This is a genomic window from Rhizobium sp. A22-96 (genome assembly GCF_053521805.1).
Map to the genome: position 1 here is coordinate 884,892 of NZ_JBNWDQ010000003.1, position 15,574 is coordinate 900,465.

Annotated in this window: 14 protein-coding genes; 13 read left to right on the top strand and 1 reads right to left on the bottom strand. The window is 58.6% G+C overall.

Features of this window, described 5'->3' with window-relative positions; all coding sequences use genetic code 11:
- The first annotated feature begins 113 nt into the window (after positions 1-113).
- The 13 genes from rpsB to lpxB all read left to right on the top strand — a co-directional run bounded on the left by rpsB (position 114) and on the right by lpxB (position 14,043).
- On the top strand, positions 114-881 hold the full coding sequence (rpsB, locus tag ACQZ6F_RS17135; protein ID WP_068386374.1) for a 30S ribosomal protein S2: 768 nt from the start codon (positions 114-116) through the stop codon (positions 879-881).
- A 377-nt stretch (positions 882-1,258) separates the two neighbouring features.
- Entirely contained in the window at positions 1,259-2,185 is a 927-nt protein-coding gene (gene tsf, locus ACQZ6F_RS17140; RefSeq protein WP_174071282.1) for a translation elongation factor Ts, read from the top strand.
- A 134-nt stretch (positions 2,186-2,319) separates the two neighbouring features.
- Positions 2,320-3,039, top strand: coding sequence for a UMP kinase (pyrH, locus tag ACQZ6F_RS17145; protein WP_068386380.1), 720 nt, complete (start codon positions 2,320-2,322; stop codon positions 3,037-3,039).
- A 55-nt stretch (positions 3,040-3,094) separates the two neighbouring features.
- Entirely contained in the window at positions 3,095-3,655 is a 561-nt protein-coding gene (frr, locus tag ACQZ6F_RS17150; protein ID WP_068386384.1) for a ribosome recycling factor, read from the top strand.
- 106 nt (positions 3,656-3,761) lie between these two features.
- On the top strand, positions 3,762-4,508 hold the full coding sequence (locus tag ACQZ6F_RS17155; protein WP_068386386.1) for an isoprenyl transferase: 747 nt from the start codon (positions 3,762-3,764) through the stop codon (positions 4,506-4,508).
- Positions 4,508-5,341 carry a phosphatidate cytidylyltransferase gene (locus ACQZ6F_RS17160; protein WP_077469848.1) on the top strand — a complete coding sequence of 278 codons (834 nt, stop codon included), beginning with the start codon at positions 4,508-4,510 and terminating at the stop codon, positions 5,339-5,341. Before ACQZ6F_RS17155 ends, ACQZ6F_RS17160 begins: the two co-directional genes overlap by 1 nt.
- Before the next feature lie 24 nt (positions 5,342-5,365).
- Complete coding sequence (gene rseP / locus ACQZ6F_RS17165) at positions 5,366-7,039, top strand: RIP metalloprotease RseP (RefSeq protein WP_449093278.1); 1,674 nt, start codon at positions 5,366-5,368, stop codon at positions 7,037-7,039.
- Between the two features lie 200 nt (positions 7,040-7,239).
- The gene (gene bamA, locus ACQZ6F_RS17170) at positions 7,240-9,582 is read left to right on the top strand and encodes an outer membrane protein assembly factor BamA (protein WP_077469850.1); all 2,343 of its coding nucleotides are present in this window, start codon (positions 7,240-7,242) and stop codon (positions 9,580-9,582) included.
- A gap of 51 nt (positions 9,583-9,633) precedes the next feature.
- A complete protein-coding gene (lpxD, locus tag ACQZ6F_RS17175) occupies positions 9,634-10,701 on the top strand; it encodes a UDP-3-O-(3-hydroxymyristoyl)glucosamine N-acyltransferase (RefSeq protein WP_077469851.1) in 1,068 nt (355 codons plus the stop codon).
- Positions 10,694-11,167, top strand: coding sequence for a 3-hydroxyacyl-ACP dehydratase FabZ (gene fabZ, locus ACQZ6F_RS17180; RefSeq protein ID WP_077469852.1), 474 nt, complete (start codon positions 10,694-10,696; stop codon positions 11,165-11,167). Before lpxD ends, fabZ begins: the two co-directional genes overlap by 8 nt.
- Positions 11,164-11,979: an acyl-ACP--UDP-N-acetylglucosamine O-acyltransferase gene (gene lpxA / locus ACQZ6F_RS17185; protein WP_449093277.1), complete on the top strand. Its 816-nt coding sequence runs from the start codon at positions 11,164-11,166 to the stop codon at positions 11,977-11,979. Before fabZ ends, lpxA begins: the two co-directional genes overlap by 4 nt.
- Position 11,980: 1 nt before the next feature.
- The gene (locus tag ACQZ6F_RS17190) at positions 11,981-12,862 is read left to right on the top strand and encodes an LpxI family protein (protein ID WP_449093276.1); all 882 of its coding nucleotides are present in this window, start codon (positions 11,981-11,983) and stop codon (positions 12,860-12,862) included.
- Positions 12,859-14,043: a lipid-A-disaccharide synthase gene (gene lpxB, locus ACQZ6F_RS17195; RefSeq protein WP_449093275.1), complete on the top strand. Its 1,185-nt coding sequence runs from the start codon at positions 12,859-12,861 to the stop codon at positions 14,041-14,043. The genes ACQZ6F_RS17190 and lpxB overlap by 4 nt, the downstream gene beginning before the upstream one ends.
- A gap of 27 nt (positions 14,044-14,070) precedes the next feature.
- Here the strand turns inward: lpxB and gltA are convergent, their stop codons facing one another.
- The gene (gene gltA, locus ACQZ6F_RS17200; protein ID WP_077469856.1) at positions 14,071-15,360 is read right to left on the bottom strand and encodes a citrate synthase; all 1,290 of its coding nucleotides are present in this window, start codon (positions 15,358-15,360) and stop codon (positions 14,071-14,073) included.
- Positions 15,361-15,574 lie beyond the last annotated feature (214 nt).

Genomic DNA, 15,574 nt, shown 5'->3' on the forward strand with positions numbered 1-15,574 from the left:
ACACGTAAGGCATGGGATTGTCCGGGAGAAATCCGGATCGTTCCGCCCGGTGGCATTCTCGAAGAGGATGCTGTTCGCCTTGCGGAGGTTCAACCGGAAAAGGATACAAAGGCATGGCATTGCCCGATTTTTCTATGCGCCAGCTTCTCGAAGCAGGTGTTCACTTCGGCCACCAGACGCACCGCTGGAACCCGAAGATGAAGCCGTACATTTTCGGCGATCGTAACAACATCCACATCATCGACCTCGCACAGACGGTTCCGTTGCTGAGCCGCGCCCTGCAGGTTGTCAGCGACACCGTTGCCCGTGGCGGCCGCGTCCTGTTCGTCGGCACCAAGCGTCAGGCGTCTGAACTGATCGCCGACAGCGCAAAGCGCTCGGCTCAGTACTACGTCAACGCCCGCTGGCTCGGCGGCATGATGACCAACTGGAAGACGATCTCCAACTCGATCCAGCGTCTGCGCAAGCTCGACGAAATCCTCTCCGGCGACGCCCAGGGCTTCACCAAGAAGGAACGTCTGAACCTTGAGCGCGAGCGCGAAAAGCTCGATAAGGCCCTCGGTGGTATCAAGGACATGGGCGGCACGCCGGACCTGATGTTCATCATCGACACCAACAAGGAAAAGATCGCGATCGACGAAGCCAAGCGCCTCGGCATCCCGGTTGTCGCCATCATCGACTCGAACTGCGATCCGGACCTGATCGACTACCCGATCCCGGGCAACGACGACGCTTCGCGAGCCATCGCTCTTTACTGCGATCTGATCGCGCGCGCTGCCATCGACGGCATTGCTCGCCAGCAGAGCGCATCGGGCCGTGACCTCGGTGCTGCCGAGGAAACTCCGGTCGAGCCGACCCTGGCGGACGGCGCCGAAGCCTGATCGCGCCGCGAGGCGGGCAGTAAATCGCCCACCCAAGCGCATTGACATCCGGGATAAGGCCGTTTGCGACTTCAAGAAGTTCGAGCGGCCTTATCGCGTTTTAGGTAACGTTTTGCCTGCTGCATAATTCCTTAAATCGGAATCGATTTAAGGGTAAAATTATGCAGAGGATTTAAAGTGCTACAGCGGCCTTTGCACGTCACTTGTGACGTGCGGCGCTGTAGACGTTAAAGTCAGGCATGTTCCAATCAAGAATTCCACAGTATGACGCAGCTTCATAACGCTGTCATACTTACGGGTACATTTCGTCCCTCAAATCGGTGCCGCTTCGGATCGAAACCGCATGCCGCACCGTATGAACCGACAAGAGGAAGCTTATGACCGAGATTACGGCTGCACTGGTAAAGGAACTGCGCGAAAAGTCTGGCGCAGGCATGATGGACTGCAAGAAGGCGCTGACCGAAACCAACGGCGATATCGAAGCAGCGATCGACTGGCTGCGCGCCAAGGGCATCTCCAAGGCCGACAAGAAGTCTGGCCGCACCGCCGCTGAAGGCCTGGTCGCCATCGCCGGCGCCGGCCACAAGGCTGTTGTCGTCGAGCTCAACTCCGAAACCGACTTCGTTGCCCGTAACGATGCCTTCCAGGATCTCGCTCGCGGCATCGCCGAAGTTGCGCTGTCCACCAACGGCACGGTCGAAGCCATTTCGGCTGCCACCTATCCGGCATCCGGCAAGCCGGTCGCCGACACCATCAAGGACGCGATCGCCACCATCGGCGAAAACATGACGCTTCGCCGTTCGGCCAAGCTGGAAGTCGAGCACGGCGTCGTGGCGACCTACATCCACAACGCTGCCGGCGACGGCATCGGCAAGCTCGGCGTTCTGGTCGCCCTGAAGTCGGTCGGCGACAAGGCCGTTCTGACCTCGATCGGCCGTCAGGTTGCCATGCACATTGCTGCCACCAACCCGCTGGCTATCCGCGCCGAAGAAGTCGATGCAGCAGTCGCCGAGCGCGAACGCAACGTCTTCATCGAGCAGTCCCGCGAATCCGGCAAGCCGGAAGCCATCATCGAAAAGATGGTCGAAGGCCGTATGCGGAAGTTCTTCGAGGAAGTCGCTCTTCTCTCGCAGGCTTTCGTCATCAATCCGGACCTGACGGTCGGCGCGGCCATCAAGGAAGCTGAAAAGACCGCTGGCGCCGCGATCGAAGTCGTCGGCATGGCCCGTCTGCTGCTCGGCGAAGGCGTCGAGAAGGAAGAAACCGACTTCGCTGCCGAAGTCGCAGCTGTCGCCAAGGGCTGATCAGGGAAAAGAAATCATATCCCGGTTTGGTGAAACCATATCAGGGAAAACCTCAGGGCATCGCGTGACAACGCGGTGCCCTTCGTGTATCCGGCTTTCACAATCATCCCCCGCGATCACCTCAAGGAGCCACGATGTCTCAGCCGATCTACAAGCGCGTACTGCTAAAGGCCTCCGGCGAAGCCCTTATGGGCAGCCAAGGCTTCGGTATCGACGTTACCGTCTCCGACCGGATTGCCTCCGATATCGCAGAAGCGCGCGCAATGGGCGTTGAAGTCGGCGTCGTCGTCGGCGGCGGCAATATCTTCCGCGGCGTTGCCGTGGCCTCCAAGGGCGGCGACCGCGTCACCGGCGACCATATGGGCATGCTGGGAACCGTTATAAACGCGCTGGCGCTGGCGACTTCGCTACGCAAGCTCGACATCGAGACCGTGGTGTTATCGGCCATTTCCATGCCGGAGATCTGCGAGAGCTTCTCGCAGCGTGCCACGCTCTATCACCTCTCCCTTGGCCGCGTGGTGATCTTCGCCGGCGGCACCGGCAATCCGTTCTTCACCACTGATTCTGCGGCCGCCCTGCGCGCTGCCGAAATGGGCGCACAGGCGATCTTCAAGGGCACACAGGTGGACGGCATCTACTCCGCCGATCCGAAGAAGTTCCCCGATGCCGAGCGTTTCGATCACCTGACCCACAGCCAGGTGCTGGAAAAGGGATTGGCGGTCATGGATGTGGCAGCCGTGGCGCTCGCGCGGGAAAACTCCATTCCGATCATTGTTTTCTCTATTCATGAGAAGGGCGGCTTCGGGGAAATCTTGACCGGCGGCGGCCGCAAGACCATCGTATCAGACAATTGACGTTCCTGTGGCGCCGGGTCGCCCCGGCGTCGCCTTATTACAGGGGAGTATAGACATGAGTGACGGCACAGACCTCAAGGAATTGAAGCGGCGCATGGATGGCGCCATCGCAGCATTCAAGAGCGATATCGCCTCGCTGCGCACCGGCCGTGCATCCGCAAACATTCTGGACCCGGTCACGATCGAAGCCTACGGCTCTCGCATGCCGCTGAATCAGGTGTCGAATATCAGCGTGCCGGAAGCCCGCATGCTGATGGTATCGGTATGGGACAAGTCGATGGTCGGCGCCGTCGAGCGTGCCATTCGCGAATCCAATCTCGGCCTCAATCCGATCATCGATGGACAGAATCTGCGCATTCCGTTGCCGGAACTCAACGAAGAGCGCCGCCGGTCGCTGGTCAAGGTTGCGCACGAATATGCCGAAAAGGCGAAGGTCGCGATTCGCCACGTCCGCCGTGATGGCATGGATGGTCTCAAAAAGGCCGAAAAGGACGGGGTAATCGGTCAGGACGAGAGCCGATCGCTCTCCGAGCGTGTGCAGAAGATGACTGATGAGACGATTTCGGATGTCGACCGCTTGCTAGCCGACAAAGAAAAGGAAATCATGCAGGTCTGATCGCACGCTGGGGACGTCGCGCTTTCGATTTGGAAACATTGAAAGCCGTGATTGTGCCCTAGATTACGAGGCCAGGGCATCTTCTGCCGAACGAAACCGGATCCATATGTCAGCTCCTACGTTCTCTGTCGTACCCGAACACGTCGCCATCATCATGGATGGCAACGGGCGTTGGGCCAACGCGCGCGGCCTGCCGCGCACCATGGGCCACCGCAAGGGCGTGGAGGCCGTTCGGGAAACGGTACGGGCGGCCGGCGATATCGGCATAAAATATCTGACGCTCTTTGCGTTCTCCTCCGAGAATTGGCGCCGCCCGGAGACGGAGGTCAGCGACCTCCTCGGTCTTCTCAAGGCGTTCATCCGGCGAGATCTTGCCGAGCTTCACCGACAGAACGTGCGGATCCGCGTCATCGGCGATCGCAGCAACCTGCGTGGCGATATTCTGCCCCTGCTGATCGAGGCCGAGGAGACCACCAGGAACAACACGGCCCTGACACTGGTCATTGCATTCAATTACGGCTCGCGCGACGAGATTGTGCGGGCTTTTGCGAGCCTGGCCAGGGACGTGGAGGCGGGACGCCTGCGTCCGCAGGACATCAGCCCGGATTTGGTCGGCGCCCGCCTGGATACAGCAGGCATTCCCGATCCCGACCTCATTATCCGCACGAGCGGTGAGGAGCGGCTGTCGAACTTCCTGCTTTGGCAGGCAGCCTATTCCGAATTCATGTTCATGCCCGAATACTGGCCCGACTTTAGCCGCGATCTCTTCTTTGCAGCGCTGGAGAAATATGCCGCACGCGACCGGCGATTTGGCGGTCTTTCCGCCAAGCCGGCGGCGGCTGTGGGGTCTTGATGAGCCGCGAACTCAGGCTGCGTATCATCTCCGGCATCATCCTTGCCGTCATCGTTCTTGCCGCTACCTGGTATGGCGGCCTGGGCTTTCGCTTTCTGGCCGCGGCTATAGGCTTGCTCGTTTATTATGAGTGGTCGACGATAACTGATCTGCATGGCACCGATCCGCAGGGAAATGCGCTCGGTTGGCTCGGCCTTGTTTTGATTGCCGGTGCAACTCTGGTGGGCGAATCGGTCTACTCCGTCGAGGTTCTGGCTGCTTTTGTCGCTGCGACTGCCGTCATGGCCGGTGTCCGGCGAAAAAGCTGGTGGCTGCCCGGAGGTGTTTTCTATTCCGGATTGACCGTAATTGCCCTTGCTGAGATTCGCGATGACGATCTGCGCGGCTTCGTGTTGATGCTGTTTATCTTCGCCACCGTCTGGGCAACTGATATCTTTGCCTATTTCGTCGGCCGTGCGATCGGCGGTGCGAAGCTCGCGCCGAGCATCTCGCCGGGCAAGACCTGGTCAGGGGCGATCGGCGGTGCCATTGCCGCCGTTGTAGCGGGAACCGCTGTCGTCTGGAGCTATTTTTCCGCCAATGATTTGAGGGTGCCGATCCTGGCGCTGGTGCTGTCCATATGCAGCCAGATTGGCGATTTATTCGAGTCTTTCATCAAGCGCCGTTTCGGCGTGAAGGATTCAAGCCATCTGATTCCCGGCCATGGCGGCGTCATGGATCGGGTCGATGGACTAATTTTTGCTTGTTTTGCGGCGTTTTTGTTGGCTATCGTAATATCGCTGACAATGAGCGGCGAGACCTTGTCATTGGGCGGCGTTCTGCTCGGTGTCTGAAACTAACACGAACAGGATCGTTGCATGGGTGCCGCTGCTGGCTTCATCGGGTTTTTAACGAACAACGTCATCACGTTTGTTTTTGTCCTGTCTCTGCTCGTTTTTGTCCATGAGATGGGCCACTATCTGGTCGGCCGTTGGTCCGGTATCCGCATCATGGCCTTCTCGATCGGTTTCGGCCCGGAGATTGCCGGCTTTACCGATCGTCATGGCACACGCTGGAAACTCTCGCTTATTCCGCTTGGCGGCTATGTGCGCTTCTTCGGCGACGAGGATGCCTCGAGCAAGACCGATGTCGATCAACTGTCGGCAATGACGGAGGAGGAGCGGGCCCAATCCTTCGCCGGCGCCAAGCTCTGGAAGCGGGCCGCGACGGTTGCAGCCGGCCCGATTGCAAATTTCATTCTCGCCATTGCTATCTTCGCCGTGCTTTTCAGCATTTACGGTCGCACCGCGGCCGATCCAGTGGTTGCCATGGTGACGCGCGACGGCGCCGCCGCCGAGGCCGGTATCGAGCCTGGCGATCGGCTGGTTGCCATCGACGGTGTCAAGATCACCACTTTCGACGAGGTGCAGCGCTATGTCGGGCTGCGCCCGAGCCGCACGATCGTGCTGAGCGTCGAACGTGACGGTCAGAAGCGCGACTTCAAGATTATCCCGAAACTGGTTGAGGACACCGATCAGTTCGGCAACAAGATGGAGATGGGCCGCATCGGCATCGCATTGGTCGATCCGCTCGTTACGGCCATCGAGCCTGCCGGTCCGGCGGCAAAGGCCGGGATATTGGCTGGAGACCGGCTGGTCGCCATCGACGGCAACAATGTCGCCACCTATTACGATATCGGTCGTTACGTCAGTGATCGCCCCGGCAAGAGCATTGTCCTGACTGTGCAGCGCAATGGCCAGATGCGCGATTTTCCGGTGGTTCCGGAGAGGCTGACCGACACCGACGCCTCCGGTAACAAAAAGGATGTCGGCAGCATCGGCATAGCTCCGATCGATCCGCTGGTCGGGTCGATTGCTCCCGATAGCCCTGCCGAAGCGGCGGGCCTAGAGCTCGGCGATCGCATTCTTTCTGTGGATGGACGTGCAATCGGCTCTATCGGTGAAGTGCAGCGTTATGCCGCCGCACATGCCGACAAGCCTGTGACCTTGTCGGTAGAACGCAACGGCCAGACGCGCGACCTGTCGGTGACGCCGAAGAAGTCGGAGGAGGCGGATGCCTTTGGCACCCAGGCGGAGATCGCCACCATTGGCATCACGGATGGTCAGAAGCCGATTAAGCTGCGCTACGAGGCTTATGGGCCGCTGCAGGCGGTGGGCGAGGGCGTCAAGCAGACTGGGAGCATCATCTCGGGGACCTTCGAATATATCGCCAACGTCATTGGCGGATACATGAAGGCTGATCAGCTGGGTGGCCCCATCAGGGTTGCGCAACTTTCGGGTCAAATGGCAACCTTAGGTTTTGCTGCGGTGCTTCAGTTCGCCGCCATACTTTCTGTTTCAATAGGGTTATTAAATTTGATGCCGGTGCCGGTACTTGATGGCGGGCATCTGATGTTCTATGCGATTGAAGCCGTAAGGGGAAAACCGTTGGGTGCACGGGCACAGGATATCGCTTTCCGGATTGGATTTGCGATGGTGTTGTCACTCATGGTGTTTGCGACATGGAACGATATTAGTTCCAGATTAGGCTAGCGGAGCGAGACGAGAGGAAATTACGATTTATTTACGATGTTTCAAAGCTGTAGTGGCGAATGGGTCACGCTTTGAAATGAAGTAAACGGAAATTAACTTGCTCCCTTGCTTGTATGTCAAAAGCGGGTAAAACGACACACGTGGCCGGAATCGGGTTCGCTCGGGGCTGGGGACGACTGAAAAAAAGGTAAGAAGTGAAAATGAAGGCTGGTTCAAGATTATTGAACGCAGTGTCGGCGGTAGCGCTGTCTGCTGGTGTTGTTGCGTCGGGCGCTGGTGTTATCACCCTTGCCTCTGCCTCAGTTGCGGAAGCCGCTGTTATTCAGCGGGTCGATGTCCAGGGTGCCGAGCGCATCGGGGCAACGGCTGTTCGTGACAATATCACGATCAAGCCCGGCAAGAGCTTCTCTCCCGCCGATATCGATTCATCGGTGAAGCAGCTTTATGCGACCGGATACTTCTCCGATGTGCATATCAGCGTTTCGGGCAGCGCCCTTATCGTCTCCGTCAAGGAAAACCAGCTGATCAACGCTGTGGTTTTCAACGGCAACCACAAGATCAAGGACGACAAGCTTCAGGGCATCGTGCAGACGCATGCTGCCGGTCCTTACAACGAAGCCAGCGTTCAGGCCGATATCAAGACCATCAAGGACGCCTATGCCTCGATTGGCCGTAACGACGTCCAGGTGACGACGCAGACCGCACAGGTCGCGCAGGGCCGCCTCAACGTGGCCTTCGTCATCAATGAAGGTGACCGCACCAAGATCGACAAGATCAACTTCTCGGGCAACCAGGCTTACGGCAGCGGCCGTCTCGCGTCGGTCATAAGCACGAAGAAGACGAACTTCCTGTCCTTCCTGACGCGTAAGGACGTGTATAGCCCGGAACGCCAGCAGGCCGACCAGGATACGCTGCGTCAGTTCTATTACAATCACGGCTATGCCGACTTCCGCATCGTCAGCGCTGACGCGACGATGAACGAGCAGAGCAACGAATACACGCTGAACTTCAATGTCGACGAAGGTCCGCGCTATAATTACGGTGACATCAACGTCGTCTCGACGGTCGATGGCGTCAATGCCGACGAACTGAAGGGTCTCGTTATCACGCACAAGGGCGATGTTTACAGCGCCAAGGATATCCAGACTTCGATCGAAAATATTTCCAAGCGCGTCGCTTCTGCAGGCTATCCGTTTGCTCGCATCACGCCGCGCGGCAACCGCGATCTGACTGGCCACACGATTGGTATCGAATACCTCGTTGACCAGGGCGAGCGCGCTTATGTCGAGCGTATCGAAATCCGCGGCAACACCCGCACGCGCGATTACGTCATCCGCCGCGAGTTCGATCTCAACGAAGGCGATGCGTTCAATCAGGAAATGATCACGCGTGCCAAGCGCCGCCTTGATGCCCTTGGTTACTTCACCAAGGTTGACATCACCACGGCGCAGGGCAGTGCCGCTGACCGTGTCGTCGTCATCGTCAACGTCGAAGATCAGCCGACCGGCTCGTTTGGTATCGGTGCTGGTTACGCCGTCGGCAACAACGGCGGTCTCCTGCTGGAAGCGTCTGTCGAAGAAAAGAACTTCCTCGGCCGTGGTCAGTATATCCGCATCGCAGCGGGTGCCGGCACGGAAGGCAATCGTACCTATAACGTGTCGTTCACCGAGCCTTACTTCCTCGGTTATCGCCTGGCTGCCGGTTTCGATATCTTCAAGAACCAGACGTCGAGCGCCGACTACTACGATTATTCGGAAGAAGGTTTCTCGCTGCGCGTCACCGCGCCGATCACCGAGAACCTGGCGACGACGCTGCGTTATAACTACAAGAAGCTGACATACGACGGCACGAACGATTGGCAGGACAATCTTTCGCGCGCATATGTCAATCTCATTGAAAACGGTCCCTGGACCCAGTCAACGATTTCGCAGACCTTCACCTACAATACGCTGGACGACCAGAATCTGCCGCGTGAAGGTTTCATCGCCAAGTTTACGCATGAATTTGCGGGCCTCGGCGGCGACTCGAACTTCTACAAGCTGAGCGGCAAGGCTCGTTACTACCAGATGATCAGCGACGAAGCCGATATCATCGGCTCGTTGACGGTCGGTGCCGGTTACGTGATGCCGACGGATGGCAGCAAGCTGAACGTGTTCGATCAGTTCACGCTCGGTGGCCGTGAAGTCCGCGGCTTCCAGAATGCTGGTATCGGTCCTCGCGTCGGCAATAACGATAACAACCCGCTCGGTGGCACGACTTACTTCACCGCTTCGGCTGAAGCGAGCATGCCGATGCCGGGTGTACCGCAGGACATTGGTCTGCGTCTGGCAGCATTCGCGGACGCGGGTACGCTCTACGGTAACAAGGCGAATTCCTTCGGCGATTCGGTTTACAACGATAGTTCGATCCGAGCTTCGCTCGGTGCAGGCCTGATCTGGTCGTCGCCGTTCGGTGTCATCCGCGTTGACTATGCTGTTCCGGTTCTCAAGCAGGATTACGACCAGGTTGAGAATTTCCGGTTTGGCATCGCCAACCAGTTCTGATATCGGCAGTCCAGAACTGCGGGCTTGAACACCGTTCTGGAGCTGGTGCTTATGGAACATACAGGTTTTTTCCCGCTCCACGGTGGAGTCAGCTTAGCTAAGCTGGCTCTCCATCTTGGGGCGGAACTTGCTGATGCGGCCTCTTCGGAGGTCGTCATCAGATCTATTGCTCCCGTCTACCGGGCGGGCGAAGGCGATATTTGCTATATTCTTTCCCGGAAAAATCGTAGCGAGCTGGAGACCTGCAAGGCTTCGGCGATTATTTGTCTGCCGGCACTGCGATCCTTTGTGCCTGCACATATTCCGATACTTCTTTCCAAGAAGCCGCATACGGATTTCGCACTTGTGGGTGGATTGCTGCATCCAGAAGCGCTGCAGCCGGTTGCGTTCACGTCGAGCCCGGGGACTATTTCACCCGGTGCCTTCATCGATGCGACGGCCAAGCTGGAAGCCAATATTGGCGTGGAGCCGGGAGCTGTCATCGGGCCAGGTGCTGAGATCGGCGAGGGAACCCGCATAGGTGCCAACGCGCTGATCGGACCTGGCGTCAAGATCGGACGAAATTGCAATATCGGCGGCGGAGCGAGCGTGCTCTGCGCCTATATCGGTAACGGTGTCATTATCCACAACGGCACGCGCATCGGCCAGGACGGCTTCGGTTATGCACCTGGGCCGCGTGGCATGGTGAAAATCGTGCAGATCGGCCGCGTGATCATTCAGGACAATGTCGAGATCGGCGCCAATACCACGATAGACCGCGGCACGATGGACGACACCGTGATCGGCGAAGGCACCAAGATCGACAATCAAGTTCAGATCGGACATAACGTTCGCATCGGCCGCCACTGCGCGATCGTCAGCCAGGTCGGCATCGCCGGCAGCACGGTGATTGGTGACGGTGTGCAGATCGGTGGTCAGGCGGGGTTGAACGGCCATATTCACATTGGCGACGGTGTACAGATCGGTGCCAAAAGCGGCGTGATGAACAGCATTCCGGCGGGCGAGCGTTATGCTGGTCTTCCAGCGCGACCCCTGTGGGATTTTCTAAGGGAATCGGCGGAGATCGCAAAGCGGTCAGGAGCAAGAGAAAAGAAGGACGGGAGTGCGGAGCATGACTGAGGAAGCCAAGGCGTCGTTGTCGTCGGCCGACGTTCTGGAAATTATGAAGCTTTTGCCGCATCGCTATCCTTTCTTGATGGTCGACAAGATCATCGAGATCGACAGCGATAATTCCGCGATCGGCATCAAGAACGTGACGGCGAACGAGCCGCAATTCACCGGGCATTTTCCGGGCTCCCCGATCATGCCGGGCGTGCTGCTCATCGAAGGCATGGCGCAGACTGCAGGCGCAATCTGCGCCCGCAAGGACGGTATCGGCGGCAATCTCGTCTACTTCATGACGATCGACAATGCCCGTTTCCGCAGACCGGTCGTTCCGGGTGATCGCGTCGAGTTTCATGTCGTCAAGCAAAAGCAGCGTGGCACGATCTGGAAATTCCATTGCGACGCCAAGGTAGATGGCTCGCTGGTTGCCGAGGCCGATATCGGCGCGATGATTGTGAGGAAGGATCAAGACCAGGCATGAGCAGCATCGCAAAAAGCGCGAGCATTCATAAGTTCGCGGTCGTTGAGGATGGTGCCATCGTCGGCGAGAACGTCGTGGTCGGCCCTTTCTGCCATGTCGGCCCCAAGGTCGTGCTTCATGACAACGTCCAACTGCTGACGCATGCCGTGGTCACCGGACGTACGACGATCGGCAAGGCAACGAAGATATTTCCGATGGCCATCGTCGGTGGCGATCCGCAGAGCGTCCATCACGGCGGCGAAGAAACGACGCTGGATGTTGGCGAGAACTGCACCATCCGCGAAGGCGTGACGATCAACACCGGTACAGCCGATTACGGCGGTAAGACGATCGTCGGCAACAATAATTTGTTCCTCGCCAATTCGCATGTGGCGCATGATTGCCGCATCGGTAACAACGTTATCATGTCAAACAACGTCATGCTGGCAGGGCATGTGACCGTGGAAGATCGGGCCATTCTCGGTGGCGGTTGCGCTGTCCATCAGTTCACGCGCATCGGCCGGCAGGCCTTCATCGGCGGCCTTTCGGCTGCGAGTTACGATGTCATTCCCTACGGCATGCTGAACGGCAATCCTGGTGTGCTTTCCGGCCTCAATATTGTCGGCATGTCTCGTGCGGGTATCGACCGTGCGGTCATTCACAGGGTTCGGCGCGCCTATAAGAGCATCTTCGAAGGCGGCGGTTCGATCCGTGACAACGCCACTGCGATCCGCGAGGAATATGTCGATTGCAAGGAAGTGATTGAGATCCTCGATTTCATCGCGGCCGATAGCGATCGCGCACTGTCGTCGCCTAATCGCGGCAAGAGCTGACGTGGTTTCGGCCGGCCTCAAGGGCGAGGGCAGGTTGGCGATCATCGCAGGCAGTGGCTTCTTGCCCGCCTATGTCGCCGACGCCGCCCGGCAGGCCGGTGAAAATCCCGTTGTTATCGCCTTGACGAATGAAGCGGACCGAGATTGGTCCGCTTTCGATCACGCCAATCTCGGCGTTGGCAATTTTGCCGGCCTGGAAGCAACTTTTCGCCGCTATGGCGTTGACCGGGTCGTCATGTCCGGCGGCGTTGCCCGCCGTCCGCCCTGGCGCGAGATCCACCCGACTTGGCGGGTGATCAAGGAATTGCCCCTAACCATTCGCACACTTCTTTCCGGTGGCGACAATGCCGTGCTGCAAATGGTCATCCGTTTGATCGAGGCCGGTGGCGTCCGCGTCGTCGGCGCGCATGAAATCGCGCCCGATCTCTTGGCAACTACCGGGCCGCTCGGCCGTCACGCACCATCCGCGGAGGATCTGCGCGATATCGCGCAAGGTGCCAAGGCTGCCGATGCGTTGGGGTTGCTGGATGTCGGCCAGGGTGCGGTCAGTGTCGGCGGTCGTGTCGTTGCGCTGGAAGGTGCCGAGGGCACGGACAGAATGATCGAGCGTGTGGCCGGCTTACGTGCTGAAGGGCGTATATCGCAGCGCCGTCGCGGCGTACTGGTCAAGCTCTGCAAACCGCAGCAGGATGTGCGTGCCGATCTGCCGTCCATCGGCGTTTCCACCGTGCTGAATGCCAAAAAGGCAGGGCTTGCTGGCGTCGCAGTGGAGGCGGGCAGGGCACTGGTTCTCGAGCGTGAAGCGGTGATTGCAGCGGCGGACGAGGCAGGCATTTTCGTTTGCGGTATCGACCGCGGATTAAGCGCGGAGGGCTTCATGTGAGCGGTGTGGCACCACTGAAGCTCGCCGTCGTCGCCGGCGAAGTCTCTGGCGATCTGTTGGGCGGCGATCTCGTTGCGGCGTTGAAGCGGCGCTATGAAGGCCCCGTGGAATTGGTTGGCGTCGGCGGCGAGGCGCTGGAAGCCCAGGGGCTGCATTCGCTGTTCGATTATTCCGAGCTCTCGATCATGGGTTTCATCCAGGTGATCAAGCAACTGCCGAAGTTGCTCGCTCGCATTCGCCAGACGGCCGATGCCATTATCGCCGCCAAGCCCGACGTGCTTCTTATCATCGACAGCCCGGATTTCACGCATCGCGTCGCCAAGAGGGTGCGCAAGGCATTGCCCACCGTTCCGATCGTCAACTACGTCTGCCCCAGCGTCTGGGCGTGGAAGGAGTATCGGGCGCAAAAGATGCTTGCCTATGTCGATCACGTGCTGGCGGTTCTGCCATTCGAGCCGGAAGCGATGCAGCGCCTCGGTGGTCCGGCGACCACCTATGTTGGCCACCGCCTGACCGTGGATGCCAATCTGCTGGAGACGCGCCAACAGCGTGCTTTGCGCGGTGCCGTCGCCGCCGACACCCCGATGACTGTTCTCCTTCTCCCGGGGTCGCGCGGTTCCGAAATCCGCCAGCTCCTTCCAGTCTTTGAGCGGGCTACCGAAGAACTTAGTCGGCGAAATAATGCAGTTCGCTACCTGCTTCCGACAGTCCCGAAGCAGGAAACTCTCGTGCGCTCGCTCCTGGAAAGCTGGACCGTCAAACCGGAAATCCTTGTCGGTCAGCATGCAAAATGGCAGGCCTTCGCGCAGGCGGATGCCGCCATGGCCGCATCGGGCACGGTGATTCTGGAACTGGGCCTGGCCAGCGTTCCGGTGGTTTCGACCTACAAAACGGAGTGGCTGGCGAGATTCGTGATGTCGCGCATCAAGGTGTGGTCGGCCGCCCTGCCGAACCTGATTGCCGACTATGCCGTAGTCCCGGAACTTATCAACGACGTCCTGCGTCCCGGCCTGTTGGCGCGTTACATGGAGCGCCTGTCGAATGATACGCGCGAGCGCGCGGCGATGCTCGCGGGCTACGATCTGGTCTGGCAACGGATGCAGACAGAGGAGCCGCCGGGCGACAAGGCTGCGGCGATCATTCTGGACGTTTTGTCCCATAAAAAAACCGGTCATTTCTGACCGGTTTTTTGTTTTCAATGCCAAAGCTTAGCGCTTGGAGACCGGAACATATTCGCGCAGCGGTGCGCCGGTGTAGAGCTGGCGCGGACGGCCGATACGCTGATGCGGATCCTCGATCATCTCGTTCCACTGAGCGATCCAGCCGACGGTACGGGCGAGAGCGAACAGCACGGTGAACATGGTCGTGGGGAAGCCCAGAGCCTTCAGCGTAATGCCGGAGTAGAAGTCGACGTTCGGATAGAGCTTCTTCTCGATGAAATATTCATCGGTAAGCGCGATGCGCTCCAGCTCGATCGCGATATCCAGCAGCGGATCGTCCTTGATACCGAGTTCGCCGAGAACTTCGTGCGCCGTCTTCTGCATGATCTTGGCGCGCGGGTCGTAGTTCTTGTAGACGCGATGGCCGAAGCCCATCAGGCGGAACGGATCGTTCTTGTCCTTGGCGCGGGCAATGTATTCCGGAATACGATCAACGGAGCCGATTTCGCTGAGCATGTTGAGCGCTGCTTCGTTGGCGCCGCCATGAGCTGGGCCCCAGAGGCAGGCAATGCCGGCAGCGATACAGGCAAACGGATTGGCACCTGAAGAGCCGGCGAGACGGACCGTCGAGGTCGACGCATTCTGCTCATGGTCCGCATGCAGGATGAAGATGCGGTCCATGGCGCGTGCGAGCACCGGATTGACCACATATTCTTCGCAGGGAACCGCGAAACACATGCGCAGAAAGTTCGATGCGTAGTCGAGATCGTTCTTCGGATAAACGAAGGGCTGGCCGATATGATACTTGTAGGCCATTGCGGCAAGCGTCGGCATCTTCGCGATCATGCGAAGACTCGCGACCATGCGCTGATGCGGATCGGTGATGTCGGTCGAGTCGTGATAGAAGGCCGACAGCGCGCCAACGCAGCCGCACATGACGGCCATCGGATGCGCATCGCGGCGGAAGCCGGTGAAGAAGCGCGACATCTGCTCATGCACCATGGTGTGGTGCACGACGCGATGGTCGAAGTCCTTCTTCTGTGCTGCCGTCGGCAATTCGCCGTAAAGAAGCAGATAGCAAACTTCGAGAAAATCGCCGTGTTCGGCCAGCTGATCGATCGGATAGCCGCGGTGCAGCAGAACGCCTTCGTCGCCATCAATATAGGTGATGCTCGACTCGCAAGACGCCGTCGAGGTGAAGCCGGGATCGTAGGTGAAAGTGGAGGTGTTCTTATAAAGGGCACCAATATCAATGACACTCGGGCCGATGGTTCCGGTTTTGACCGGCAGATCCACCGTCTTCTCACCCCAAGTTAGTTTCGCGCTTTGTTCCGTCATGCTGATCCTCCAAGATTTGGCGGGATTGACGCCATAAAAAGCGCCAAAAGGTTAAGCGACTAACGACTAGCTATATGATCCAGAGCCTAATGCCAAGTTATCCTAATGCCGAATTGTGCATTGCAGTATCAACTTTTGGGCACTGCGGTAGCCTGTTTGATCGCGCCGTTCCGGTAAATAGCGCAAATCGGTGACAGATTTGTCGATTTCGGTT

What these genes read in the sequence shown, in the direction of transcription:
- rpsB (WP_068386374.1), top strand. Translation starts at nt 114, where the DNA reads ATGGCATTGCCCGATTTTTCTATGCGCCAGCTTCTCGAAGCAGGTGTT.
- tsf (WP_174071282.1), top strand. Translation starts at nt 1,259, where the DNA reads ATGACCGAGATTACGGCTGCACTGGTAAAGGAACTGCGCGAAAAGTCT.
- pyrH (WP_068386380.1), top strand. Translation starts at nt 2,320, where the DNA reads ATGTCTCAGCCGATCTACAAGCGCGTACTGCTAAAGGCCTCCGGCGAA.
- frr (WP_068386384.1), top strand. Translation starts at nt 3,095, where the DNA reads ATGAGTGACGGCACAGACCTCAAGGAATTGAAGCGGCGCATGGATGGC.
- ACQZ6F_RS17155 (WP_068386386.1), top strand. Translation starts at nt 3,762, where the DNA reads ATGTCAGCTCCTACGTTCTCTGTCGTACCCGAACACGTCGCCATCATC.
- ACQZ6F_RS17160 (WP_077469848.1), top strand. Translation starts at nt 4,508, where the DNA reads ATGAGCCGCGAACTCAGGCTGCGTATCATCTCCGGCATCATCCTTGCC.
- rseP (WP_449093278.1), top strand. Translation starts at nt 5,366, where the DNA reads ATGGGTGCCGCTGCTGGCTTCATCGGGTTTTTAACGAACAACGTCATC.
- bamA (WP_077469850.1), top strand. Translation starts at nt 7,240, where the DNA reads ATGAAGGCTGGTTCAAGATTATTGAACGCAGTGTCGGCGGTAGCGCTG.
- lpxD (WP_077469851.1), top strand. Translation starts at nt 9,634, where the DNA reads ATGGAACATACAGGTTTTTTCCCGCTCCACGGTGGAGTCAGCTTAGCT.
- fabZ (WP_077469852.1), top strand. Translation starts at nt 10,694, where the DNA reads ATGACTGAGGAAGCCAAGGCGTCGTTGTCGTCGGCCGACGTTCTGGAA.
- lpxA (WP_449093277.1), top strand. Translation starts at nt 11,164, where the DNA reads ATGAGCAGCATCGCAAAAAGCGCGAGCATTCATAAGTTCGCGGTCGTT.
- gltA (WP_077469856.1), bottom strand. Translation starts at nt 15,360, where the DNA reads ATGACGGAACAAAGCGCGAAACTAACTTGGGGTGAGAAGACGGTGGAT.